Source organism: Desulfoluna butyratoxydans (assembly GCF_900699765.1).
GTDB lineage: Bacteria > Desulfobacterota > Desulfobacteria > Desulfobacterales > Desulfolunaceae > Desulfoluna > Desulfoluna butyratoxydans.
The window spans coordinates 1-20802 of sequence record NZ_CAADHO010000018.1 but is presented as its reverse complement, the minus strand read 5'-3'; the positions used below and the strand labels follow the sequence as shown (position 1 = coordinate 20802).

The 20802-nt window shown below is 40.5% G+C and carries 15 protein-coding genes and 4 pseudogenes; 3 read left to right on the top strand and 16 right to left on the bottom strand.

Annotated features, from left to right (window positions below):
* Positions 1-25: 25 nt before the first annotated feature.
* From MSL71_RS25940 to MSL71_RS25895, 12 genes and pseudogenes are all read right to left on the bottom strand, one after another.
* Positions 26-982 (bottom strand): glycosyltransferase family 2 protein, encoded by a 957-nt coding sequence (locus MSL71_RS25940; RefSeq protein ID WP_180147306.1) that lies wholly within the window; start codon positions 980-982, stop codon positions 26-28.
* A gap of 457 nt (positions 983-1439) precedes the next feature.
* The gene (locus MSL71_RS25935; RefSeq protein ID WP_180147303.1) at positions 1440-2528 is read right to left on the bottom strand and encodes an O-antigen ligase family protein; all 1089 of its coding nucleotides are present in this window, start codon (positions 2526-2528) and stop codon (positions 1440-1442) included.
* Positions 2529-3792: 1264 nt separating this feature from the next.
* A complete protein-coding gene (locus MSL71_RS26625; protein WP_246317959.1) occupies positions 3793-3963 on the bottom strand; it encodes a DUF4372 domain-containing protein in 171 nt (56 codons plus the stop codon).
* A gap of 100 nt (positions 3964-4063) precedes the next feature.
* Complete coding sequence (locus MSL71_RS25925; RefSeq protein WP_180147300.1) at positions 4064-5185, bottom strand: glycosyltransferase family 4 protein; 1122 nt, start codon at positions 5183-5185, stop codon at positions 4064-4066.
* 614 nt (positions 5186-5799) lie between these two features.
* Positions 5800-6567, bottom strand: a complete 768-nt coding sequence (locus tag MSL71_RS25920; protein WP_180147297.1) for a class I SAM-dependent methyltransferase — start codon at positions 6565-6567, stop codon at positions 5800-5802.
* A 338-nt stretch (positions 6568-6905) separates the two neighbouring features.
* Positions 6906-7016: a hypothetical protein gene (locus MSL71_RS25915; protein WP_246317962.1), complete on the bottom strand. Its 111-nt coding sequence runs from the start codon at positions 7014-7016 to the stop codon at positions 6906-6908.
* 13 nt (positions 7017-7029) lie between these two features.
* On the bottom strand, positions 7030-7230 hold the full coding sequence (locus MSL71_RS26835) for a hypothetical protein (RefSeq protein WP_343052834.1): 201 nt from the start codon (positions 7228-7230) through the stop codon (positions 7030-7032).
* Between the two features lie 90 nt (positions 7231-7320).
* Positions 7321-7545, bottom strand: a complete 225-nt coding sequence (locus MSL71_RS25910) for a DUF4372 domain-containing protein (protein ID WP_180147294.1) — start codon at positions 7543-7545, stop codon at positions 7321-7323.
* Between the two features lie 216 nt (positions 7546-7761).
* Positions 7762-9201 carry a capsular polysaccharide export protein, LipB/KpsS family gene (locus MSL71_RS25905; RefSeq protein ID WP_180147291.1) on the bottom strand — a complete coding sequence of 480 codons (1440 nt, stop codon included), beginning with the start codon at positions 9199-9201 and terminating at the stop codon, positions 7762-7764.
* Positions 9202-9407: 206 nt separating this feature from the next.
* On the bottom strand, positions 9408-10154 hold the full coding sequence (locus MSL71_RS25900; protein WP_180147288.1) for a class I SAM-dependent methyltransferase: 747 nt from the start codon (positions 10152-10154) through the stop codon (positions 9408-9410).
* Between the two features lie 776 nt (positions 10155-10930).
* Positions 10931-11125, bottom strand: a pseudogene (locus tag MSL71_RS26615) (transposase); the annotation flags it as partial.
* A gap of 723 nt (positions 11126-11848) precedes the next feature.
* Positions 11849-13663: an ABC transporter ATP-binding protein gene (locus tag MSL71_RS25895; protein WP_218951143.1), complete on the bottom strand. Its 1815-nt coding sequence runs from the start codon at positions 13661-13663 to the stop codon at positions 11849-11851.
* A gap of 491 nt (positions 13664-14154) precedes the next feature.
* Here MSL71_RS25895 and MSL71_RS27010 point away from each other — a divergent pair.
* Positions 14155-14250: pseudogene (locus MSL71_RS27010) on the top strand (DUF4372 domain-containing protein); the annotation flags it as partial.
* A 105-nt stretch (positions 14251-14355) separates the two neighbouring features.
* Positions 14356-14817: a transposase gene (locus MSL71_RS25885; RefSeq protein ID WP_180147285.1), complete on the top strand. Its 462-nt coding sequence runs from the start codon at positions 14356-14358 to the stop codon at positions 14815-14817.
* A gap of 601 nt (positions 14818-15418) precedes the next feature.
* On the opposite strand, the gene MSL71_RS25880 is transcribed toward MSL71_RS25885, so the two are convergent.
* From MSL71_RS25880 to MSL71_RS25865, 4 genes and pseudogenes are all read right to left on the bottom strand, one after another.
* Positions 15419-16723 (bottom strand): DUF4910 domain-containing protein, encoded by a 1305-nt coding sequence (locus MSL71_RS25880; RefSeq protein WP_180147282.1) that lies wholly within the window; start codon positions 16721-16723, stop codon positions 15419-15421.
* Between the two features lie 2 nt (positions 16724-16725).
* Complete coding sequence (locus MSL71_RS25875) at positions 16726-17661, bottom strand: methionyl-tRNA formyltransferase (protein ID WP_180147279.1); 936 nt, start codon at positions 17659-17661, stop codon at positions 16726-16728.
* A gap of 15 nt (positions 17662-17676) precedes the next feature.
* Positions 17677-17949 carry an acyl carrier protein gene (locus MSL71_RS25870; RefSeq protein WP_180147275.1) on the bottom strand — a complete coding sequence of 91 codons (273 nt, stop codon included), beginning with the start codon at positions 17947-17949 and terminating at the stop codon, positions 17677-17679.
* Positions 17950-18662: 713 nt separating this feature from the next.
* Positions 18663-20204, bottom strand: a pseudogene (locus MSL71_RS25865) (IS3 family transposase).
* 70 nt (positions 20205-20274) lie between these two features.
* Here MSL71_RS25865 and MSL71_RS25860 point away from each other — a divergent pair.
* Positions 20275-20691: pseudogene (locus MSL71_RS25860) on the top strand (transposase); the annotation flags it as partial.
* Positions 20692-20802: the final 111 nt, after the last annotated feature.

Genomic DNA, 20802 nt, shown 5'->3' with positions numbered 1-20802 from the left:
AAGCCACATAACAGTATTAAACTCGCTAGCTACAACGCCACCTATTCCAGCGAATATAAACCAGTTTAAACAACGAAAAATCCGAACCTTTGTTAATATCATCTTTACTTTCAATGTTGTTATAAAGCAAAAAAGATATTTTTTTCACCGTTAACTTTGATATTGGCTTTCGCTCAGATATTGCATTAGGCAGATCCAACAAAAAACGAATGCATCCCCTCAAATAAGCAAGCCCATTCTGGGATTGTATCGCAGCAACAAAACCTCGAATGCTGCCCCATAGGCCTTCAGTAAGGACATTAGGCCAAGGCAGATACAATACGGCTCTTTTGGGTATGTGCCACCCGTTATAAAAAGTATGTTCTTTTAGCACTTTCCCCACTCGGGCAGGAGGATGATACATAATCGCCGGTGGGTAATAAAGTATCGTATATTGATTGTCAATAATATATGCTGATAATACAGCCTCACTGCCAGCACGAGGGAACTCAGGAAAATAACCCGTTTCTGACAAAATTGAAGAGCGAATTGCAGATGCCCCCCCACGAAAAATCCCAACCCACCTCTCTGACATATTAAGAGCTTCACGAGGTGCTGTAAGAGAATTCTCAATAGGAGGTGTCGAGCAACATATGACAGCGAGCTTTTCATCCAACTCAAATCGTGCTGCCATTAACTCAATAGCTCGACAATCAAGTTCTCCATCATCATCAAGATTGAATATGTATTTGCCCTTACAATTCATCATTGCGATATTACGACCGGGTTGACAACCAACATTGCGATGAAGACGAATAATTTTGATTTCCGGCCATTTATCACGAACTACTTCCACGCTATTATCACTTGACGCATTGTCGACCAAAACGATCTCAATGGGGGCATATGTCTGCCTATACACTGAATCTATGGCACGGCAAAGTGATTGACATCTATTCTGCGTTACTATTGCGACTGAAAAAAGAGGCTCACTGTCTTTCATGATAATCCTTAGAAATAATATCTTTCACCATCTGCCAATAATCTCTGAGTCCATTTCTTTGACCATGACAAATAAAGTTAAGTAACCGCGTTAAACATTAAAGCAAGATAGCCACAAATTTTTTCTATTGATGATCTTTCAGCGATAGTACTCCAAAAGGTCACAGCTAATAAGCTTATTCAATGCCTAATCACAACCTCCCGATTGATGAGTTAGGGCTGTGTCAGAAAATAAATGTACAATCGAAAGCCGTCGACCTAATCAACGCTAACGCATATCCACCTGTGATTTAGAATGGTGATTTCAGCATCACCTTTCGGGGTGTGTATATTTTATTTTAGGGCTCATCCTTAGCCAAAGTTAAAATTGACCGCCATAGGCCCGAAAAGACAAACGAGTTCAGCACTCAAAACCCTTTGAGAACAAGGTAGATTGCAAAACAGAAAGAGTAAAAATACTACACAAAAAACACTCTAGGAGTCCTGCTTATTTTGAAGTAAGCAAAACTCCAGCCGAGAAATATAAAGAACTGATTACTATAGTATATTTGCTGACCGAACCCAACAAGTGTAAAGCACACCAAACCAGCAAAAAGGTAAATCTCTCTTATAGATCTATTCAATTTATAAACGCATAAATTAGCTTTAAGAGAATAAAATATAATCATAGAAAAAACAAAAGATCCAAATAACCCCAAACCAACCAACAACTCAATCAAGGTGTTATGCGAATAGGTCTGGTACCCATTTTCAATCTCAAACAAATATCTAAAGTTATTGACTCCATGACCCCACAGAGGGCTGTCAAGCCAATACCTGACCCCTGAATCCCAAAGCATGTACCGAAACTCATACCCGGCAGCACCGGGTAATTTTTTGTCAATAATCATTGAATTGACAGTAGATGCTATCCGATTAATATGGCGATCAAAAACATCATATTTTGATATGACAAAATACAATGAGCCCAAAATAACTACAAAGATAACCAGAAACATAATTCTCGAAAGATTTGAGCTCTTAGCAAACTTATACGAGAACGAAATACCCCCAAAAAGAGCCATTGCAAGATTCACCTTTACTGAAGCAGTAGATAAAATCAGCACAATTAAATATAAAACAACTGGATATAAGACGTTTTTTTTCTTCATAGACAGAAGCATCAGGGTTGCCACTAAAACACCAAAAAAATTCGTGGCGATCGTGTTATAGCTTTGCTGGTTAAACCATCTAAACGAATGGCTGAAATCAGTCGTTACCCACAACACAACAGAATAACAAAGTGCTGCCAGCAAATATACAGTCAAAAAAGTTATCAACCGTTCTTCAGTTTTAATATACTGATAAATCGCCATAAAAGTGACAAAAACGATTGCCATTCGAAGCAGCACAATTTGCCCAAGACTTACATCATGAGCATAAAGCAATGACATCATTGCCAGCATGGCAAAAACAAAATAGTAAACGGCAGCTCTATTGTAATAAACTCTCAGGTTCCGGCTGAAAAGTATTAATGAAAAATATAAAATAAATGCGACTGCACCCACATCATGGTTGCCTATACCGCATAGATTCCTTCCTGTAAGGAAGCTGAAAAGCAGCATGGTGAAAAGCAATATAATATATATAATTTTCATACAATTCGGACTACAAACACTATTATTTTTTTTAGCTTATGATGACTTCATTTATATTCTGAACTCACTACTATCCAAAATAGCCTCCCCAAGATAATTTTCTTCGAGAGCCCCCGTGATTATTGAATCTTGTTAAGTTTTTGAAAAGCAGGTTCCATTGTTCTGCATGCTGTCCAGCTTACGTAAATGAGAGTATTAACTGTACTGACATAGGCTCAAGAGGCAGAACATCATATGGTTGATCTATCCAGAACCACAAATCCCGGTGCGTAAACAGGTTCCACCTCATAAAGGCAACAAGATTAGACAGTGACCAGCCTAATTTTTATTTTGCCTGAAGGAACTTGATAATCAACATAGCGATAAGTGCTGTCCAAAATCTGTATCATCAAGGCATTTTCAGAGGTCCTAACGAATGTTTTGGTTCGCAGGTTCTGCTTTATCGCATCGAAGAACACCTCAATTTGCCATCAGTCCTTATAAATGGCTGTAATAGTAGTTACCCCAAAGGTCATATGATTAGTCAGCAGCTCAATATACCTATCATTGTCCTTATCGAAGACGACAATTTTTCGAAGCCGGTGGGGACATTTTTCATAAGACTTCTTAGCTGTGAACTCAATATTTTCGTCACTGATAATATTTCGTTTTTTTGGAACCACCCTTGTTTCAACGACTCGATATGCGGCTTTGCTTTTCGTTCTTGTTACAAAATGGACATGATCCTCAGCCCATCGACAAAACAGCCTGTAATCATGGTAGGTTCGGCCCATTGCCGCTATTGGTTCTGGGGCGATAGTCAAATTTCTCGCCAAGGTGACATCATGCGTGCCACCTGTTATGATATGCACAAACCTGGCAGGTAGCCGTCATGGCCTAAAAGGAGATGCAGCTTAGCTGCACCTTTTGCTCTTCGAAATTTTGCCCATGCAAACAGCCCCAGGCAAAGAGAAATAGTTGAGCTGTCAAGTGACAATAATTTAATCTTAAATCGAGACTTATGCCTGGTCGGTGCAAGAGCCTGACATTTACCAAGGGTTTGATAAAAGAAACTTCTATACATCCCCCAGTGCCGCTTCTGGTTTGAATATGACAGTGTCGACTCGCTTGGGGATTGTTTTGTTCCAAGGTGCCTCAACTTGCTATTGGCGGAGGCTAAACCACAAGATATTTCTCAGAGTCTTTTTGCTTGAGCTATTTGGCTAAAAAGCATGGAAACAAAATGGCCCCTGCATTTGAAGCCTTTTGCGTTTCTTTCTGCGTCGTGGACAGAGACTAAGCGGGCAAACCGGTTACGGTCAAAAAAGCCTACGATTTGACTGAAAAGGCTGGCATGACGTACCATTGATATGCTCCTTGTTTTGCAAGGTCTTTGTTGGCAAACTTTACCATGCCTTATGAAGAACTTCTTTTCAAATTCTCAGCGGTTTACTTCCGGTCAAATCCTATTCTGGACCACAGTGTTCTGAGCTATATCTATTGATCGTATCAATAAAGACTTTTTCAACTTCGTCACCCAGTCGATCCACACTAAAGTTATATCTTGCAAAATTCCGTGCACGATGACCAATTGCCGACCGAATTTCTTCTTCCTTAAGGATACAAAGAATATCTTCTAACATCTGATCGTCATTACCAGATACAAATCCGAGTTTTTCATTAGCGATAAGCCCATCAGGATCAAAATCCAAGGTGATCGTAGGAATGACCTGACTCCACGCCTGTATGAAAATATTAGGAAAACCTTCTGGAGCACAAGTATGTACAAGGCAGAGTGACTCAGCCAGAATCCCATTGACCTCTTCTGGCTTCTTAGGGCCGAGATAATGAAAATTGGCGTGATCTTTACATGCTCTTTGAATCGTTGAAGTGTAAGTATCCTGTCGAACCGGACCGACCATCAGGCAGTCAACGTTAGGAACATGTTTTGATATTTGCTTTGCAATCCAGATAAATTTTTCGGGTCTTTTTTCAGCTTTGATATTAGCAACCCAACAGATATATGGCCTTGGCCAATTAAACTGTGTGGATGCTAAATTTACAGCATTCCATATACCAAATCGCTCATCATGAGTTAACTTTTTAAGGAAACTCTTATTATTGCTGGTTACTGCATTACTTTTACGTATAGCACTGTAATTCCAAGCAGAACGCAGCATTTGCAATGTAATTTTAGCTACAGCTTTTGGTATCGCCTTTAAAGAACCTATTGGGACAGGCTTATATGAAAATCTCTTTGTATCGTTAATATGGGATATTGCAAAAACAAAAGGGATATTCATCAAACCAAAAACACGAACAGATTTTCTCAAAAAGTTCTTGTTATATCTCCAATAAATAATATCCGGTGTATGCTTTCTTAAAAAAGATTCTAAATCATTATTTTTGAGATTTAATGGATATATTGAGTAAGGAAAATCTGAATATCGATGATTATCAGACCCATCCACTGCGGCATAAGAGACGTCATGACCTCGGGAATATAATTCCTTCGCAATTAAATCACATTGAGTTTCACTACCGCCTAAAGCATCAGCCATATGTTGATTTATTATCAAGATCTTCATTATATTTAGACAACTCAGATTAGTATCTTTAATGTTTCTATGCCATAGTCATTAACGGCAATTATAAATCATAATATTTATTAAAACACCAATACAGTCATAGTTTAAGACTCGTTTTGTTAACACAAAAAAGCTAAATACAAAACACTTAGGATTTACAAATCGTAATTTTGCAATTCTTTACAAAAAAACTATCCATAGTGACATCGATATCCAATTAGAGTTGAAGTACTGAATTATGGTTCATCCGGATTAAGCGTAACTGAAGGTGTCGGCTATCGATTCAAAAGCTTGCCATGGATGGTAATTTCCGCTCATGACGACTTCGTGACCATCTCCACACACCTTATGGCTGCGTTGCACGCTTCGCGCTTCGGCCTTGACAAGGTGTATGGAGATGTTTTTGGGCTACTATGAGCGAAAAGGACCAGTACGCTGTTTTCACGGCGTATTCTCACTTCGACGTCATGCGAAATACGGAAAAACCTGATGAACCACAAGAAAAATATCTAACGAGGTCAAAAAACACCCGACATACAATTCATTACAGACCAAAGAAATATAGTTTACGATGAACGAAAATATCGGATCTATTATCTATCCCTTAGTATATATCAAGACTTTTTCTTAATGACTGCCAAAGCGTTGGCACCAGATACCCCTTGGCTCATGCTGTCGAAAAAATCAACCGATTCTACATTAGACTCAATTTCCAACCGCTCTTCAGATGTTGCTACCGGAGAAGTCCAAACACCTTCTTCATTTAATTTTCTGAGGTAATCAAAGGTTTTACCAACAGGATATTGTTCTTCAGCCCAGCAGGGCTGATAGTGCAGATCCTCAATAATAAAATACCCGCCAGGCTTGACCAACCCGAACAAATATGAAAAAGTAATTTGTTGGTGATAAGACGCATGAAGAGCATCATCTATGATCACATCAAAAGGTTCCTGAACTTTTGAAATCTGAGCAAGATCTTCTCGTTTGCACTGATCCCCTCTAAATATTTGTGTCCAAGTACCACGAGCTGAGGTAAAGTCTTTGTCATCAAAACCATAAATTCTCGCTAAAGGAAAATATTTGGCCCACATTTCAAGGGAGGGCACAGAAGAAAATGACTTTCCTCCAATCAGATTCTGATCTTTGTGGCATAAAAGACCGATTTCAAGTAGATTAGCTACATCCTTACGCTTATCGGCAAACAATGCGTCATAGATACGCGTGAACATATGCTTCTTAGACCCTTTATCAGATCCTGTTGCGTCTGCCATAGCAGTTAATTGATTATTCCGCAGTTCTGTACGAGCCCAAAGATTGACATTTACGAATGACGTTGGGTGATTAATTAAAAAATCGACGATACGTAGAACATTTTTTAGCATAACACAAACCTTTTAAATATGTCTTACCATTGAATAAATTTATTTGAAAGCACTACTGTCCCCAATAGCCTCTCAGAGGGTAATTCTCTTAAAGAGGCACCTGTTATTATTAGATTTTGTTCAATTCTTATAAAACAGACCCCTTTATTCTGACAGCTGTCCAACTCACGTAATTGGAAGCATTAAATGTACTGATATAGGCTCAAGTCGTAGCACATCATATGGCTGATCTATCCAGGTCCACAAATCCCTGTGTGTAAACAGGTTCCACCTCATAAAAGCAACTATATTTGACAGTGACCAGCCAAACTTTGATTTTGCCTAAAGGAACTTGATGATCAACATAGCGATAAGTGCTGTCCAACCTGTATCATCAGGGCGTTTTCAGAAGTTCCAACGAGTGTTTTGAGCCGCAGATTCTGCTTTATCGCTTTGAAGAATAGCTCAATTTGCCATCGGTCCTTATAAATGACTGCAATTGTTGTAGGCTCGGTCCATTGCCACTATTGATTCTGGGGCGATATTCAAATTTGCCGCTACATTAGCATCATGCGTACCACCTGTTGTGATATACACAAAACTTGGCAGGTAGCCATCATTGTCTAAAAGGAGATGCAGCTTAACTGCACCTTTTGTTCTTCGAAATTTTGCCCATGGAAACAGCCCCAGGCAAAGGGAAATCGTTGAGCTGTCAAGTACAATAATTTGTTCTTAAACCAAAACTTATGCTTGGCCGGTGCAAGAGCCTGACATTTACCAAAGGGTTTTATAAAAGAGACTTCTATACATCTCCCAGGGTCCCTTCTGCTTTGCATATGACAGTGTCGATTTGCTTTGGGATTGTTTCATTCGAAGGTGCCTCAACTTGTCATTGGCTGAGGCCAAACCACCAGATATTTCTCGGAGGCTTTTTGCTTGAGCTATTTGGCTAAAAAGTATCGAAACAAAATGGTTCCAGCATTTAAATGCCTTTTGCATTTCTTTCTGCGTCGTGGTCAGAGACTAAGCGGGCAAACTGGTTACGGTCAAAAAAACCTATGATTTGGCTGAAAAGGATGGCATGACGTACCATTGATATGCTCCTTGTTTGGCGAGGTCTTTGTTGGCAAACTTAACCATGCCTTATGAGGAGCTTCTTTTCAAATTCTCACCGGTTTACTTCCTATTTTGAACAACAGTGACTTGAAATAGAAATTACCTGTCAACTGAAGCCATACTATTCCCCTCGATTAGCCGTTCCAAAATATTTCGAAAAAGACGCAAGTGGCCTGATGGTCTTATTTCACCAAACAAATCGCCTTCAAAATCTACGTTACCGTGTTGCAAACCACTTGTAGAATTCTCGACAACCCATGCAAGATATTGCTCCATTTTATTTATTATCATCGCCTTATCATCAGATTGAAGTATATTAGTAATCGCATTTGCTACATCTTTTTCGTTTGAGACACAAAACACGCCAGGAGCATTTCGATAACTGGCATTTCCAAAAACTATTACTTGGGTACCTCTTGATAATGCCTCTACACCAACGTGACCTGTTATCGTGGCTATTGCACATGAACTATCAATAAGTTCGAATGTATCAGACTCTAAAGGAACAATGCATACATTCGGAAGACTCGCTATATCTTCGTAAAAACTTGCATGCCGATACATTAAATCAGTATAATTAGTAAATGTTGATGGATGCTCTTTCACCAACAAATTATAACCTTCAGGTAATGACAAAGAAAGTGTCCGTATGGCTATCCACTGTTGCCCAAAATCTAATCCCTCAGGCATTGTGGTTTTCTCAGGCTGAAAATGTAAAAAAAACACAATATTTGGATCTGAAGAACAATAAGGTTGAACATGACGACAATATGAATTAAACAATCGCCTCTTCCTGATCAGGGATGGGATACGAAATTTGTGGTGGAGGACTTCTTTTCCCCATGACCAAAACTTACCTTTTTTTTTATCCAAATGTATCTTTTCATATTGCGGTATTGCAACTTCGTACTTCTGATTTTTTTCTTTTATAAACCGTGTCACTTCTTTTTCAACCAACTCGGGGTCGTTTCCACCTTCACAACAACTAAGCAAAGGGATATGAGTGTATTTATCGACACCTGATATTACCCAATATCTCCACAAAATAGGTGTATATTCGACGATTAAAACCGGGATATTAAGATGATTGGCAGCCGCTTCCAAAGCCATAACTTTAGGATTATGTGGGGTCGCAAAAAAAAGCACATAATCAGGCTTTACATCATTAAGATAATTCAAAGACCCAAAAAACAATTTTTCCAAGCGACGGATTTGATGAAAAACGCTGTTACCATATCGAGGATGTAGGCATCTCTCGCAAATCAATAAGTTTCGATGATCGTTCAGAAAAGATTTAAAGCCTTCAATGTAATTGTTCACAACTACGCCATCAAAACCTTGAAAATGTGTTTCGATTGCATCATATGAGACACTTTTATCGGGTAAATGGCTACCTCTCCAGCGAGTTCGGATCTTGGATTTCGCATAAACTACCCTCGTTTCACAAGCCGGCGCATAATGCTCAAGTACCGATTTGATCTCCAACGCTGGCAAAAAGCCTGGATCAATCACAATTGTCAATTTTCCATCTTCAGACATATTTATATCTCTAACTTCTATAGATTTACTCAACCTAAAGAGACCTGTTATTGCCACCAATCAGTCGGATCCAATATTTGTACATCTCAAGCTCAGGCAGATAACCAATCTCTCTTATTTTCGTTCATCAATCAATGTAATTACATCGAGATAATTTACTCTCAAAGCCTTAATAAAATTCACATAAAACACCCAGTATTAATCTATCAACTTGCTCTTTTAACTCCTATAAAGTGCCAAGGCATAAGTAGCGGACCCGATCTTTGCAATCTTTTACCATCAGCTAATTTTTCAGTATAAGTTCCCATTAAATTATTCTTTGGTTTAGACAAATCAATATCTATCTCAAATGGAGTATATATAAAATCAGAGTATCCTCTATTGAGCAAAAAACTTCTGACAGAGGGGATTGAATACACATTATAATATATAGATAGTTCTTGATTTGAATCAGGATTATACTGGTTTACGTCAATTGTACAGGATATATGACCATCGTAAAATAACGACGACAAAGCAATCCAATTTGCATCTATTTGGACAAAAGATTCTAACGGTTCTTCAAACCCAGGAAGCCAGCTAAGAGTCTGATATGAAACGACGCCATCAAATTCTGACATATATTTATTGTTCAAATTATAGATATCACCTACTTCTATATGACAGTTTTGGATCCCAGCATATTCCAAAAAATTATTTCCAATTTCTACATTTTCTGCATTAATGTCAATACCGACAAATTTACATTTAGGATAACGCTTTCCCATATAGTAAAGATTAGCACCCTGACCAGTTCCGACATCTAATATTTTTAATTCGCTGTCTGAATTTATATAGCCTATCTCTTCTAACCAATCACAAAACACAACTGTACTTCTATATATTTCCTTAAACTGGCGTTCATGATAATCTTTATTATCTTTTTCAATCCATTCATCTATTCGCTGTGACATTGATTCACCATATGTTGAAATTGTTATATAACGATTAAAGGTTTTAAAAATTTGCAAATAAAGATAATACTTTTTTTAAATTACCCTAACCATTCAAAATGCAAAAAGTTTGCTATTTGTGTTATAGTCTCTTTACAAGTTGTCTAAAATATATTTCCGTTTATGTTCTACCTGTTGAGATGGTTATACTATCTCAAATCACCCGTAAAAAAAATCTAAATGATGGTTTTTTAATTATTCAAACTGTGAATTGTTAGAAAACACTACTGTCCTAAACAGCCTATAAACTAAAAATTCTCTTTGAGATATCACTGTGATTATAAGAAGGTTGCTCAATTAAATAAAACAGCCCCATTGATCTATCAGCTGTCCAACGCATGTAAATGCACGCATTACCTGTACTTGCAAAATCTCAAGTGGTAGCCATCATATTTGCTGTGATCTCTATAACCAAAAGTCCCGAAGTGTAATCAGATTCCATTTCAAAATGGCAACCTGGTTTGACAGTAAATAGACAAGCGTTGATTTTGCCTGAAGAAATCTAATGATCAACATTGCGATATGTGCTCTGCAAATCTGTACCATCAAGGCGTTTTCAGAGGTCCCAACGAGTATTTTGATTCGCAGATTCTGTTTTATCGCTTTGAAGAACTGTTCAATTTACCAGCGGTCCTTATAAATAGCTGCAATCGTAGTAGCTCCAAATGTCATAGGTTGGTCAGCAGACTGTCAAATAATCTGTGTATCTAGCGCTTAAATCAAAAAGGAACTCTGCCCTAAACACAATCGAAAATCGTTGAGGCAGCTGCCCGGTCCCTGATGGGGCGCGACCGCTTCTCGGAAGCCTTTAATATTGCCAGGTACAGAACCTTTCGCACTGAATTCTCTGTTGGAAAAGCTCACCGTTTCTTTGTGATTTTCTGTAATTATGCGTTCAAAGATTCGATAGCATTTGTCGTATAAATGACTTTACATACAAGTTGTCATGAAACAGCTTTCAAGGTAGGTTGACTCATGGCGTATTTTCTCCTGTTGGTTGGATTCTTTGCGGGAATCAATCCACAGGATACGCCATTATCCCAAATATGCTGTACACCAGAAATGACTATTGCTCCGATACTCAGCTATCTGCCGAAGAAGTTGTCAGAATATACGGCAAACGTTGGGATATTGGAATCTTTTTCAAAATGGCAAACAGCACCTACACCTTCGAATCTGACATTCAAAGTCGCAATTTCGATGCGTTGATTGCCCAGATATCGGTTGTCTTTCTCAGGTATTAGTTTACGGCATGGCGGTTACGCCAACATGAAGCCCCCCGGACATTCGGAGAGCTCTTCAGATTTTGTTCACAAGAGATCAAAGATATCACTTTGATGGAGTCAATTGAGGGGATACTGGAGCTTGTGATGCAGCATGTCTTCCAAATTGATTCTGTCGGAAATAGTTTGACTAAAAAGATCAAAAAGATATTTGAAACTTGCCTCAGTCTGTTTTTTAAGGATCACCAGGTAAGCATTTGAACTTGCCGACAAACATAACTCAATCGACAAGTCCGAAACTATAGTTAATAATGACTTATGAGGAGCTTCTTTTGAAATTCTCTCCGGTTTACATCCGATCAAATACCATTTTGGACATCAATGATGTATAAAAGATTATTCATTTCAACTTTTACTATATAGCTTGTACCTCTATTTATTTACTGCTGCTGCCACCATAGACTGAAAGCTTTTATTATTTGTAATTAAATCATCATATGTACCACTATCAATAAGTTCACCGTTCTCCAACAAAAAAATAATGTCACAATCCTGTACCGTACTTAACCGATGCGCAATCATAATAACAGTCTTTCGCTGCCCGAGAGAATGAACAGTATCCATCACCTTTTTCTCTGTGGAATTATCTAAAGCACTCGTCGCTTCATCAAGTATAAGTACATTGGGGTCATGATATAAAGAACGTGCAATACCAATACGCTGGCGTTGACCGCCTGAGAGGCGTACACCTTGCTCTCCAATCATCGTATCATAGCCAGATGGTAGATCATTCATTACAAAATCATGTAGTTCAGCAATTTTGGCAGCCCGCATGACAGCGTTCCGGTCTATATCATTTTGAGGAACGCCAAAGGCAATATTACCAGCAACCGTATTGTCGGTGAGAAATATATGCTGAGGCACATAACCAATACTACGCTGCCATCCAAGGGTTTTCTGTTCTGTTACTGGCACCCCATCTACTATCAATTCTCCCTCTTGTGGTATTATCAAACCAAGGATAAGGTCTACAGCTGTAGTTTTTCCTGCACCTGTACTACCTACTATCGCCACAGTACTCTTTGCCGGGATTTCTAAGTTCAGACCAATCAGTGAAGATTTCTCGGCCAAAGGGTATGTATACCGAATATTGCGCAATTCAAGTCGACTATTTAAAAGAACGGGTTCTGGTGACTTACACTTGCACCGACCACTATGGCTAACTTTTGCTACGATTTTGAATTCCTTATGTAGCTTATCCAAAGCAGGTTTGCCAAACCGAAGCCTTGTCATGCCCAGATAAATTTGTTGAAGTGCTGGCATCAATCGAGTCCCCGCAAACGCATAAAGTACAAGCATGGGAAGTACCTCGCCGAGTTCTCCACCTCTTGATACCAATAAGGTAAGCATCAAAATTAGCATTCCCCCAAAAACCAATCCCTCAAGAGCAAACCGCGGCAATTGCCCAATAATTTGATTCATCGCCTGGCACTGGGCAAAACGCAATGAGTGATTCCGGAAGTTACGACTATACGCACATTCCAGGCCCATAACCTTCACTTCCTTAATCCCACCGAATGCCTCTTGCACAACCTGATACCGGGACAAATTTGAATTCAATCGTTGAACACCTATAGCTTTTAAATATTTACGCAAAATCACATATATAAAAACATAGGCACAGCTAATGGTAGCCACCGAAACCAAAGCAACCATTGGATCCACAGCAACTATAAGCGAAGATAAAAAAATAGCCACGACAATATTGGAAATTAACTGAACAGCTGGCATAAGTGCATAATTGATGACCTGTTGCACTTCAGCGAGGACGAGATTACTTAAATCTGCGCTGTGACGGTTCAGAAACCATGTGTAAGGACGGTATAGGTAACCATCTAATAACTTGCTGCTTATGCTGTAGGTACGCATGTGTGTGTAACGAGCAAGAACCCAATTTGCAAGCGCCTTAAATATCAAGCTACCCAACACAAGAACGAAGACCACAGCACCCAATAAAATAAGAAATGGTTCAGTAGCAGTAAACCCAACTGTATTGTAAAGAAAAGATAAATATATATTGCTTTTAATTATTTCAGGATTAGAAACCACAGCAATAAACGGCATAATTGATGCAACGCCGACAACTTCTAGCAGGCCCATTATGAGCACCATTCCAAAAAGCCACAGAACATTGCGGCGTTCTTGCTTGTCATGAAGAACGATTAACTTGGAAAAAATTTCAAACATAATATTTTACCGTACTTGTATTGTTGTCCAAAATAGGATTTGACCGGTAGTAAACCGGTGAGAATTTGAAAAGAAGCTCAGTATAAGGCATGGTTAAGTTTGCCAACAAAGACTTCGCAAGACAAGGAGCATATCAATGGTGCTTCATGCCAGCCTTTTCAGTCAAATCGTAGTTTTTTTGGTTCATCCGGATTAAGCGTTCCTGAAGGTATCGGCTATTGATTCAAAAGCTTGCAATGGATAGCAAAAATATCCTTTCCGCCCATGACGACTTCGTGACCATCTCCACACACCTTGTCAAGGCTAATTCGAACACTTCGGGCTTCGGCCTTGACAAGGTGTGTGGAGATGGTTTTGGGCTACTATGAGCGGAAAGGGCCAGTACGATGTTTTCACAGCGTATTCTCACCCCGACGTCATGCCAGGTATGGAATAACCTAGTGAACCGTTTTTTTGACCGTAACCAGCTTGCCCGCTGAGTCTCTGACCACAACGCAGAAAGAAACGCAAAAGGCTTTGAATGCTGGGACCATTTTGCTTCCATGCTTTTTTGCCAAATAGCTCAAGCACTAAGCCTCCGAGAATAATCTGGTGGTTTAGCCTCAGCCAAAGGCAAGTTGAGGCACCTTGGAATGAAACAATCTCCAAGCAAGTCGATACTGTCATATGCAAACCAGAAGCGGCCCTGGGAGATGTATAGAATTCTCTTTTATGAAACCCTTGGTAAATGTCAGGCTCTTGCACCGACTATGCATAAGTTTCTATATGAGAACAAATTATTGTCACTTGACAGTTCAACGATTTCCCTTTGCCTGGGGCTGTTTACATGGGCAAAATTCCGAAAAACGAAAGGTGCAGTTAAGCTGCATCTCCTTTTAAACCATGATGGCTACCTGCAAAGTTTTGTGCATATCACAAGTGGTAGCACGCATGATGTCACCTTAGCGAGAAATTTAAATATCGCTTCAGAATCAATAGTGGCAATGGACCAAGCCTACATCGATTACAAGCTGTTTTGTCGATGGACTGAGGATCATGTCCGTTTTGTAACAAGAACGAAAAGCAAAGCCGCATCTCGAGTCGTTGAAACAAGGGCGGTTCCAAAAAATCGAAATATTATCAGTGGCGAAGATATTGAGTTCACAGATAAGTAGTTTTATGAGAAATGTCCCCACCGGCTTCGAAAAATTGTCGTCTTCGATAAGGACAATAATTAGGTACATTGAGCTGCTGACCAATCATATAACCTTTGGAGCGACAGCTATTGCAGCCATTTATAAAAATGGATGGCAAATTGAGCTGTTCTTCAAAGCGATAAAGCAGAACCTGCGAATCAAAACATTCGTTGTAAGCTCTGAAAATGCCTTGATGATACAGATTTGAGCAGCACTTCGCTATGTTGATTAGCAAGTTCCTTAAAGCAAAATCAAAGTTTGACCGGTCACTGTTAAATCTTGTTGCGTTTTTGAGGTAGAACCTGTTTACACACCAAGATTTGTGGGCTTGGTAAGATCAACCATATGATGTCCTGCCACTTGAGCCTATGTCAGAACAGTTATTGCTCCCATTTACGTAAGCTAAACAGCGTTCAGATCAATAAGACCTGCCCTTCAAAATTTTAACAACATTCAATAATCACAAGGGCCTATCGAAGGAAATTTATCTCAGAGATGCTATTTTGAAAGTAATGCCGTACTTGATATAACAAACAGCAATTTTTGCTCATAAAAAGTTGAATGTTATCCCAATCCTAAATCAGGATAAAGAGTAAAAGCTTTTGGTTATCAATCCAGCATCGTAGAAACGATCAAGATATATGCGGACAGTCTCTGCTGTAAGTTCGAGCTCATAGGCAATATCTATTACCGATTTATCACCTTCGAGCATCGTCATCATCTTTTCTGCCTTTAAATTGAGTTCAAAATCTACACGCCAGTCTACCCAAAGGCCATATCTTGATAGCATCACTGGCCCTTTAAAAGTCCGTTTAGCATAATAGTTTCGCTCTAGTTCATTCCAAACGTTCATAAATACGTTAAGGCTCTCTTTAAGGTTGTCAGGATTAATTATGGACGGATTATCGTCACTTGTATGATACTCATCATAAGGCCAACGGGTGAGAGATGGTGTAGGTATATCGAAACCAGGTCCATTGGTGACCATTTCATCATTACCCACCACTTGTCTAAATTCACCTTTACGCTCTTTTCCATGGTTTCTCAGCGTTGGTAGCACTGTTTGAAATGCACGATCGATTAAGGTATCACCTTGTCTAGAAGACTGTAAAATAAACGAATTATCATGGCCAACCATTTCGCAGAACCATGCATAACGCACTCGTTTAGCCAACTCCTCATTTTTAGAGAACCAAGCAATGGTTCCAATTGTCTCAGGAACTATCAGAAGCCGAAAACCATAACGCCTCCTCTTCCGTTTCGATAGCTCTTTTGCCATCTCCAAACCTACAACTAACCCTGAGAGAGAATCATTAACTTGAGAAGGATGACATATATTTGTAAGAAAAAGAATATCCTCATCAGTTTCACCTGGAAGGTAAAAGTCGCCTAAGCAAAAATCCTCATCTGTAAACGCAACATTAATAAGACCTCTAACTTTCGAATTGTCATCAAAAAGTTTAAGATCATTATGACGAACACAAAACCCCCAACTACGGTCATAATACTTAAATTCCCAGGGAATAGCATTAGGGCGTTTCGTGCTGCTCCATATATGCTCACGAATATCTCCAAGTCTACCCTCAATTTCTTGAGGAAGTGAGTACGAAAGAAGATGCAACGGATTTTCACTAAAATCAGCAATTCGCTGACCATCGATTTCCAACCAAGCCTCATTTACATGATAACGTTCAGGAATCCACCAAGTATAAACATCTGTATTAGGGCGAAATCTATGTATTATAAATCGATCATCATTTAAATAGTCACAGCACATTTGAAGAGCGCATTCTGTATCATCACTATTTATAGTCCGGTGTAATGGCCACAGTTCTGTCAACATGCGATGCATATCCACTCCAGAGCCCTGTTGATTAACTGCCATCCTTACTTCTCCCCTCCAAGAATACAAGTTGAAACTGTATCGAAAAATTGAACCCATCGTTCATAATTTAGAACCCCTGACTGATCAACGCCATGGGTAACAATGATACCCTCTCCTTTTCCACAGGCAATTACAGGACCAAGGCCAGTAATTTTGTGTAGTCGACCGGGAGGTCCTTCACACTCCCCAGCCAGCTGTACATGCAACACAGAGACTGAATTTCCAGCATAATCAATGGAGGCAGTATACGTAGGTGAAACAAATGGATGATAATTACCAGCCCTAACAAAATTGATTATACACCGTGCCGGTTCATTCCAATCGATGCAGGAATCCAAGGCGTCCTTTACTCGATACAACTTTCGATGACAGGTATCTTGTTTTTTAGATGGTAACGATCGACCTGAAACAATGTCACTTAGCACATCTTGAAATAGCAAACTACCTTCCCGGACAGCTTTGTTAAATAGGGATAAACCTGTATCAGTATCCTCGATCAAAAAACGCCGTTCTGCTATGATATCTCCTGTATCAACACACTCTTCCATAAAGTGAACGGTTACACCAAACTCAGATTCACCATTGCGTATGCCCCACTGATGAACATGGATACCTGCATAATCAGGTAGAGGGCCTGTGTGAAGATTAATTGCACGGCCTGGAAACAACCTCAGCACTGACACTGGAATAATCACCGCACTAAGGATATTTATCAACCAATCACAACAAGAGGACCTTATCCTTTCAATTGTCTCTTCATTAGAGAGTGTTGAACTATCGAATAATTCAATCCCATTTTGCTCACAAAACAAGATAAGAGGGCCCTTCTTAGTAAGATTAGTAAACACAGCAACAAGCTGAGCACCCTCTTTATCATATAAAATCTTAGCTATCTTAAATGCAGCGTATTCCTCTCCAATCAAAACGAAACGTTTCACTGACAATACCCCTAATCAATTAGACTGCTGACGCACAAGTTCACATGCAAAGCCATGAAGAGTAGTAAAATTTGACGTATTACCAAGAGCCGACAAATCGACAAGAATGCCTGTTTGTTCTTCAACCGCCGAAACAGTTTCCAAAAAACCAAAGGAATCGATAATACCGCTGCTTAAAAGATCAGTACCGCTATCTATCGACGATTTATCAAGTCCAGATCTAAAAAGATGGGGTTCAATAATATTGAGTACAATATCGACTAGTTCTTCATAAGTATACTTCTTCACTATAAATCCTTTCACAAAAAGGGTATTAAATAAGAACCACGCAAAGCTAAAGTGGTCAACAAAACAAGGACACCAAGGTTGATCAGCTATTTTGAGTGTTGGTCGTTCAACGATTGCAGGAGTCACAATATACAGGGTCGAATGCAACCTGTCTGAGCTACACTAAAGTAATAGCTTCCATTCGTGCCTGCGCTCGAATTTCAAATTTGCAGTCGCTGATTCTTTATGATTTGAGACTCCTAAAAAACCGCTCAACGGCTGCGTTATACCAGCAGTTACCCTTCCGACCCATGCTTGGTTACATCAGGTATTGCTTCAACCTGTTTTGATATTTTTTGGACGTATATTGGAGCTATAGTCATTTCTGGTGTACAGCATATTGGGATAATGGCGTATCCTGTTGATTGATTCCCGCAAAGAATCCAACCAACAGGAGAAAATACGCCATGAGTCAATCTACCTTGAAAGCTGTTTCACGACCAGAGGAAAACGTAACTGATCCTTATAACAGAAATGCTTCGGCAAGGCGCTAGGAAGCTCATAGCCGAAGCCGTTGAAGCTGAACTTCTCTCTATGCTTGAAAAGAGTTCAAACATTTGACTGCATGACGGTAGAAGTCAAGCAAGGTCGCCCTTTGAAAACAAAATGAACAGCAATTAAAGCTCTCCTGCCCCACCTAAGGCTATCATGGGGCTTGCAGCATAGATAACGGATCAAGCTGCGACGTCGACTACAGCATCACCATGTTCTTTTTTCCTTTTCGTCCTGTTAAGAACGACCTTTTCAACAGGCTCCCAGTTGCGGGTATCACCACCCCAGCGCTCAGGACGCATTCTCCTTGCTTCTTGATACACCCGGTGGCGGTTCAAAAGGATATCCCTCTCCTTTCCGCTATGCCGGTCGGCGGGCGTTATGAAACAAGCACCGCTGTGCAGGTGTCTGTTGTTGTACCAGTCCACGAATGCCTCGGTCCAAGACCTTGCATCGGCAAGATCCACGAAGGGATGCTCAGGGTATTCAGGTCGATATTTGAAGGTGTGGAACAGGGACTCAGAGTAAGGGTTGTCATCGCTGACAGACGGGCGGCTGAAGGATGGCGTAACACCCAACTCCTGAAGCTTGGCAAGCATGGTAGCCCCCTTCATAGGAGAACCGTTGTCCGAGTGAAGCACGATCTGTTTTTTTTCGATTCGTTCCAGAAAACAGGCCTCGGTGATCAGATCTGCCGCAAGTTCGTCCGACTCGCTGTCGTGAACCTGCCAAGCCACAACCTTACGGCTGTAAATATCCATCATCATGTAAAGATAAAGGAAACGTCCCTTACCTGCAGGGGCAAGTAGGTAATGTCCCAACTCCACACCTGGTTGGGGCCGGTGGCTACGTATTCCTCCGGCTTTTTATGTCTTCGCGGCCTGCAGTGCTGCCTGTGGGTGTTCATTCTCATTTTGCGCAGAAGCCTCAAGATTATTGATTCAGAACAATAATATATTCCCTTGTCGGCAAGCAGGGGAACGATCTGATTGGGGCTGAGATCGCAGTACTCGGGCGACGACAGAACTTTCAGAATCCGTTTCTCCTCAATTTCACTCAGCTTATTGACAGGGGTTGCACGGGTGCCTTTGCGGCGATCCTGCAGGCCGTTCTTCTCCCATCGCTGTACGGTACGCAAGGTGAGACCCATTATTTCACATGCCTTTCGCTTTCTGGCGCCTGATTCACAGGCCGCCTTGATGAGATTCAGTGCCTGTGCTTTGTCTTTGTCGCAAATCAGTCGTCCTCTGGCTACCCCCGATCGACTCGGCTTTTTTTTTAAGGACAAGAAGGGTCGCCGCTTCGGCAAGTGCCTTCTCCTTGCGGTGCAGCTCCTTTTTCAAGTTTTTGTTCTCCTGCCGAAGACGGTGTTCCTCACGGTTAGCAGCTTTGTTTGGTTGCGTAGAAACGCCTTTAATTGCTTCGGTTTTCCATTTTTCAAGGTGGTGAGTGTGAAGGCCATGTTTGCGTAGCCAGGTACCGCGTTCTTCAGCCGACATATTGCCGGTTTCAATCAATGCCGATATTCGTTCCTCAGCGGTCCAATCCTGGGGCCGTTTTTCCTGTTTACGTACGTTCAATACTCCTGGCTCCCGATACTCTTTCAACCATCTCCGTAACGATGAAATGCCAACACTGTTCTCTTCAACAACGGCCTTATACGATTTGTCTGTGGATAATGCTTTCTGTACAATAGCAGCCTTCAGTTCTGACGAGTACGCCATTCATGTCACCTCTGCCCCCCTCTTTTCAAGATAAAATTAGAGGCGACATCTTTCCCTGACACAGGGGGATGATGGGCGAAGGGCGGTAGTCAGAAACGGTTACCTTCCTAATCAGACAATCCAGACCGGCATTGGGGACATTGAGATTCGCGTTCCCAAAGTGCGTGATCGTAGCGGTTCGGGTATCAAGTTTAATAGTAGCCTGCTGCCACCGTAGCTCAAGCGGGCTGCCAGCATAACAGAGCTTTTGCCGTGGCTCAATTTGAAAGGTATCTCTACTGGTGACTGCCAGGAGGCCCTGTCAGCGCTACTTGGAGAGCAGGCGAAAGGGCTATCCGCAAATACCATTAGTCGATTGAAAAGCCAGTGGATTGAAGAACACCACTGCTGGTGCCGGCGAGGCTTGAGTCTGAGTAAGTACGTTTATTGGTGGGCTGATGGTGTTCACAGTAATGTTTGCATGGACAATCGCGTGTACCTATTTGTTCAAGAAAGCCGCTACGCGGCAAATCATTCCTCAACCTGCATAGCAAAAATCAATATCCCTGCATCCCAGCATATTTAAAACGAAAGAAAAACATCGTAGCCTTCCTGTAAC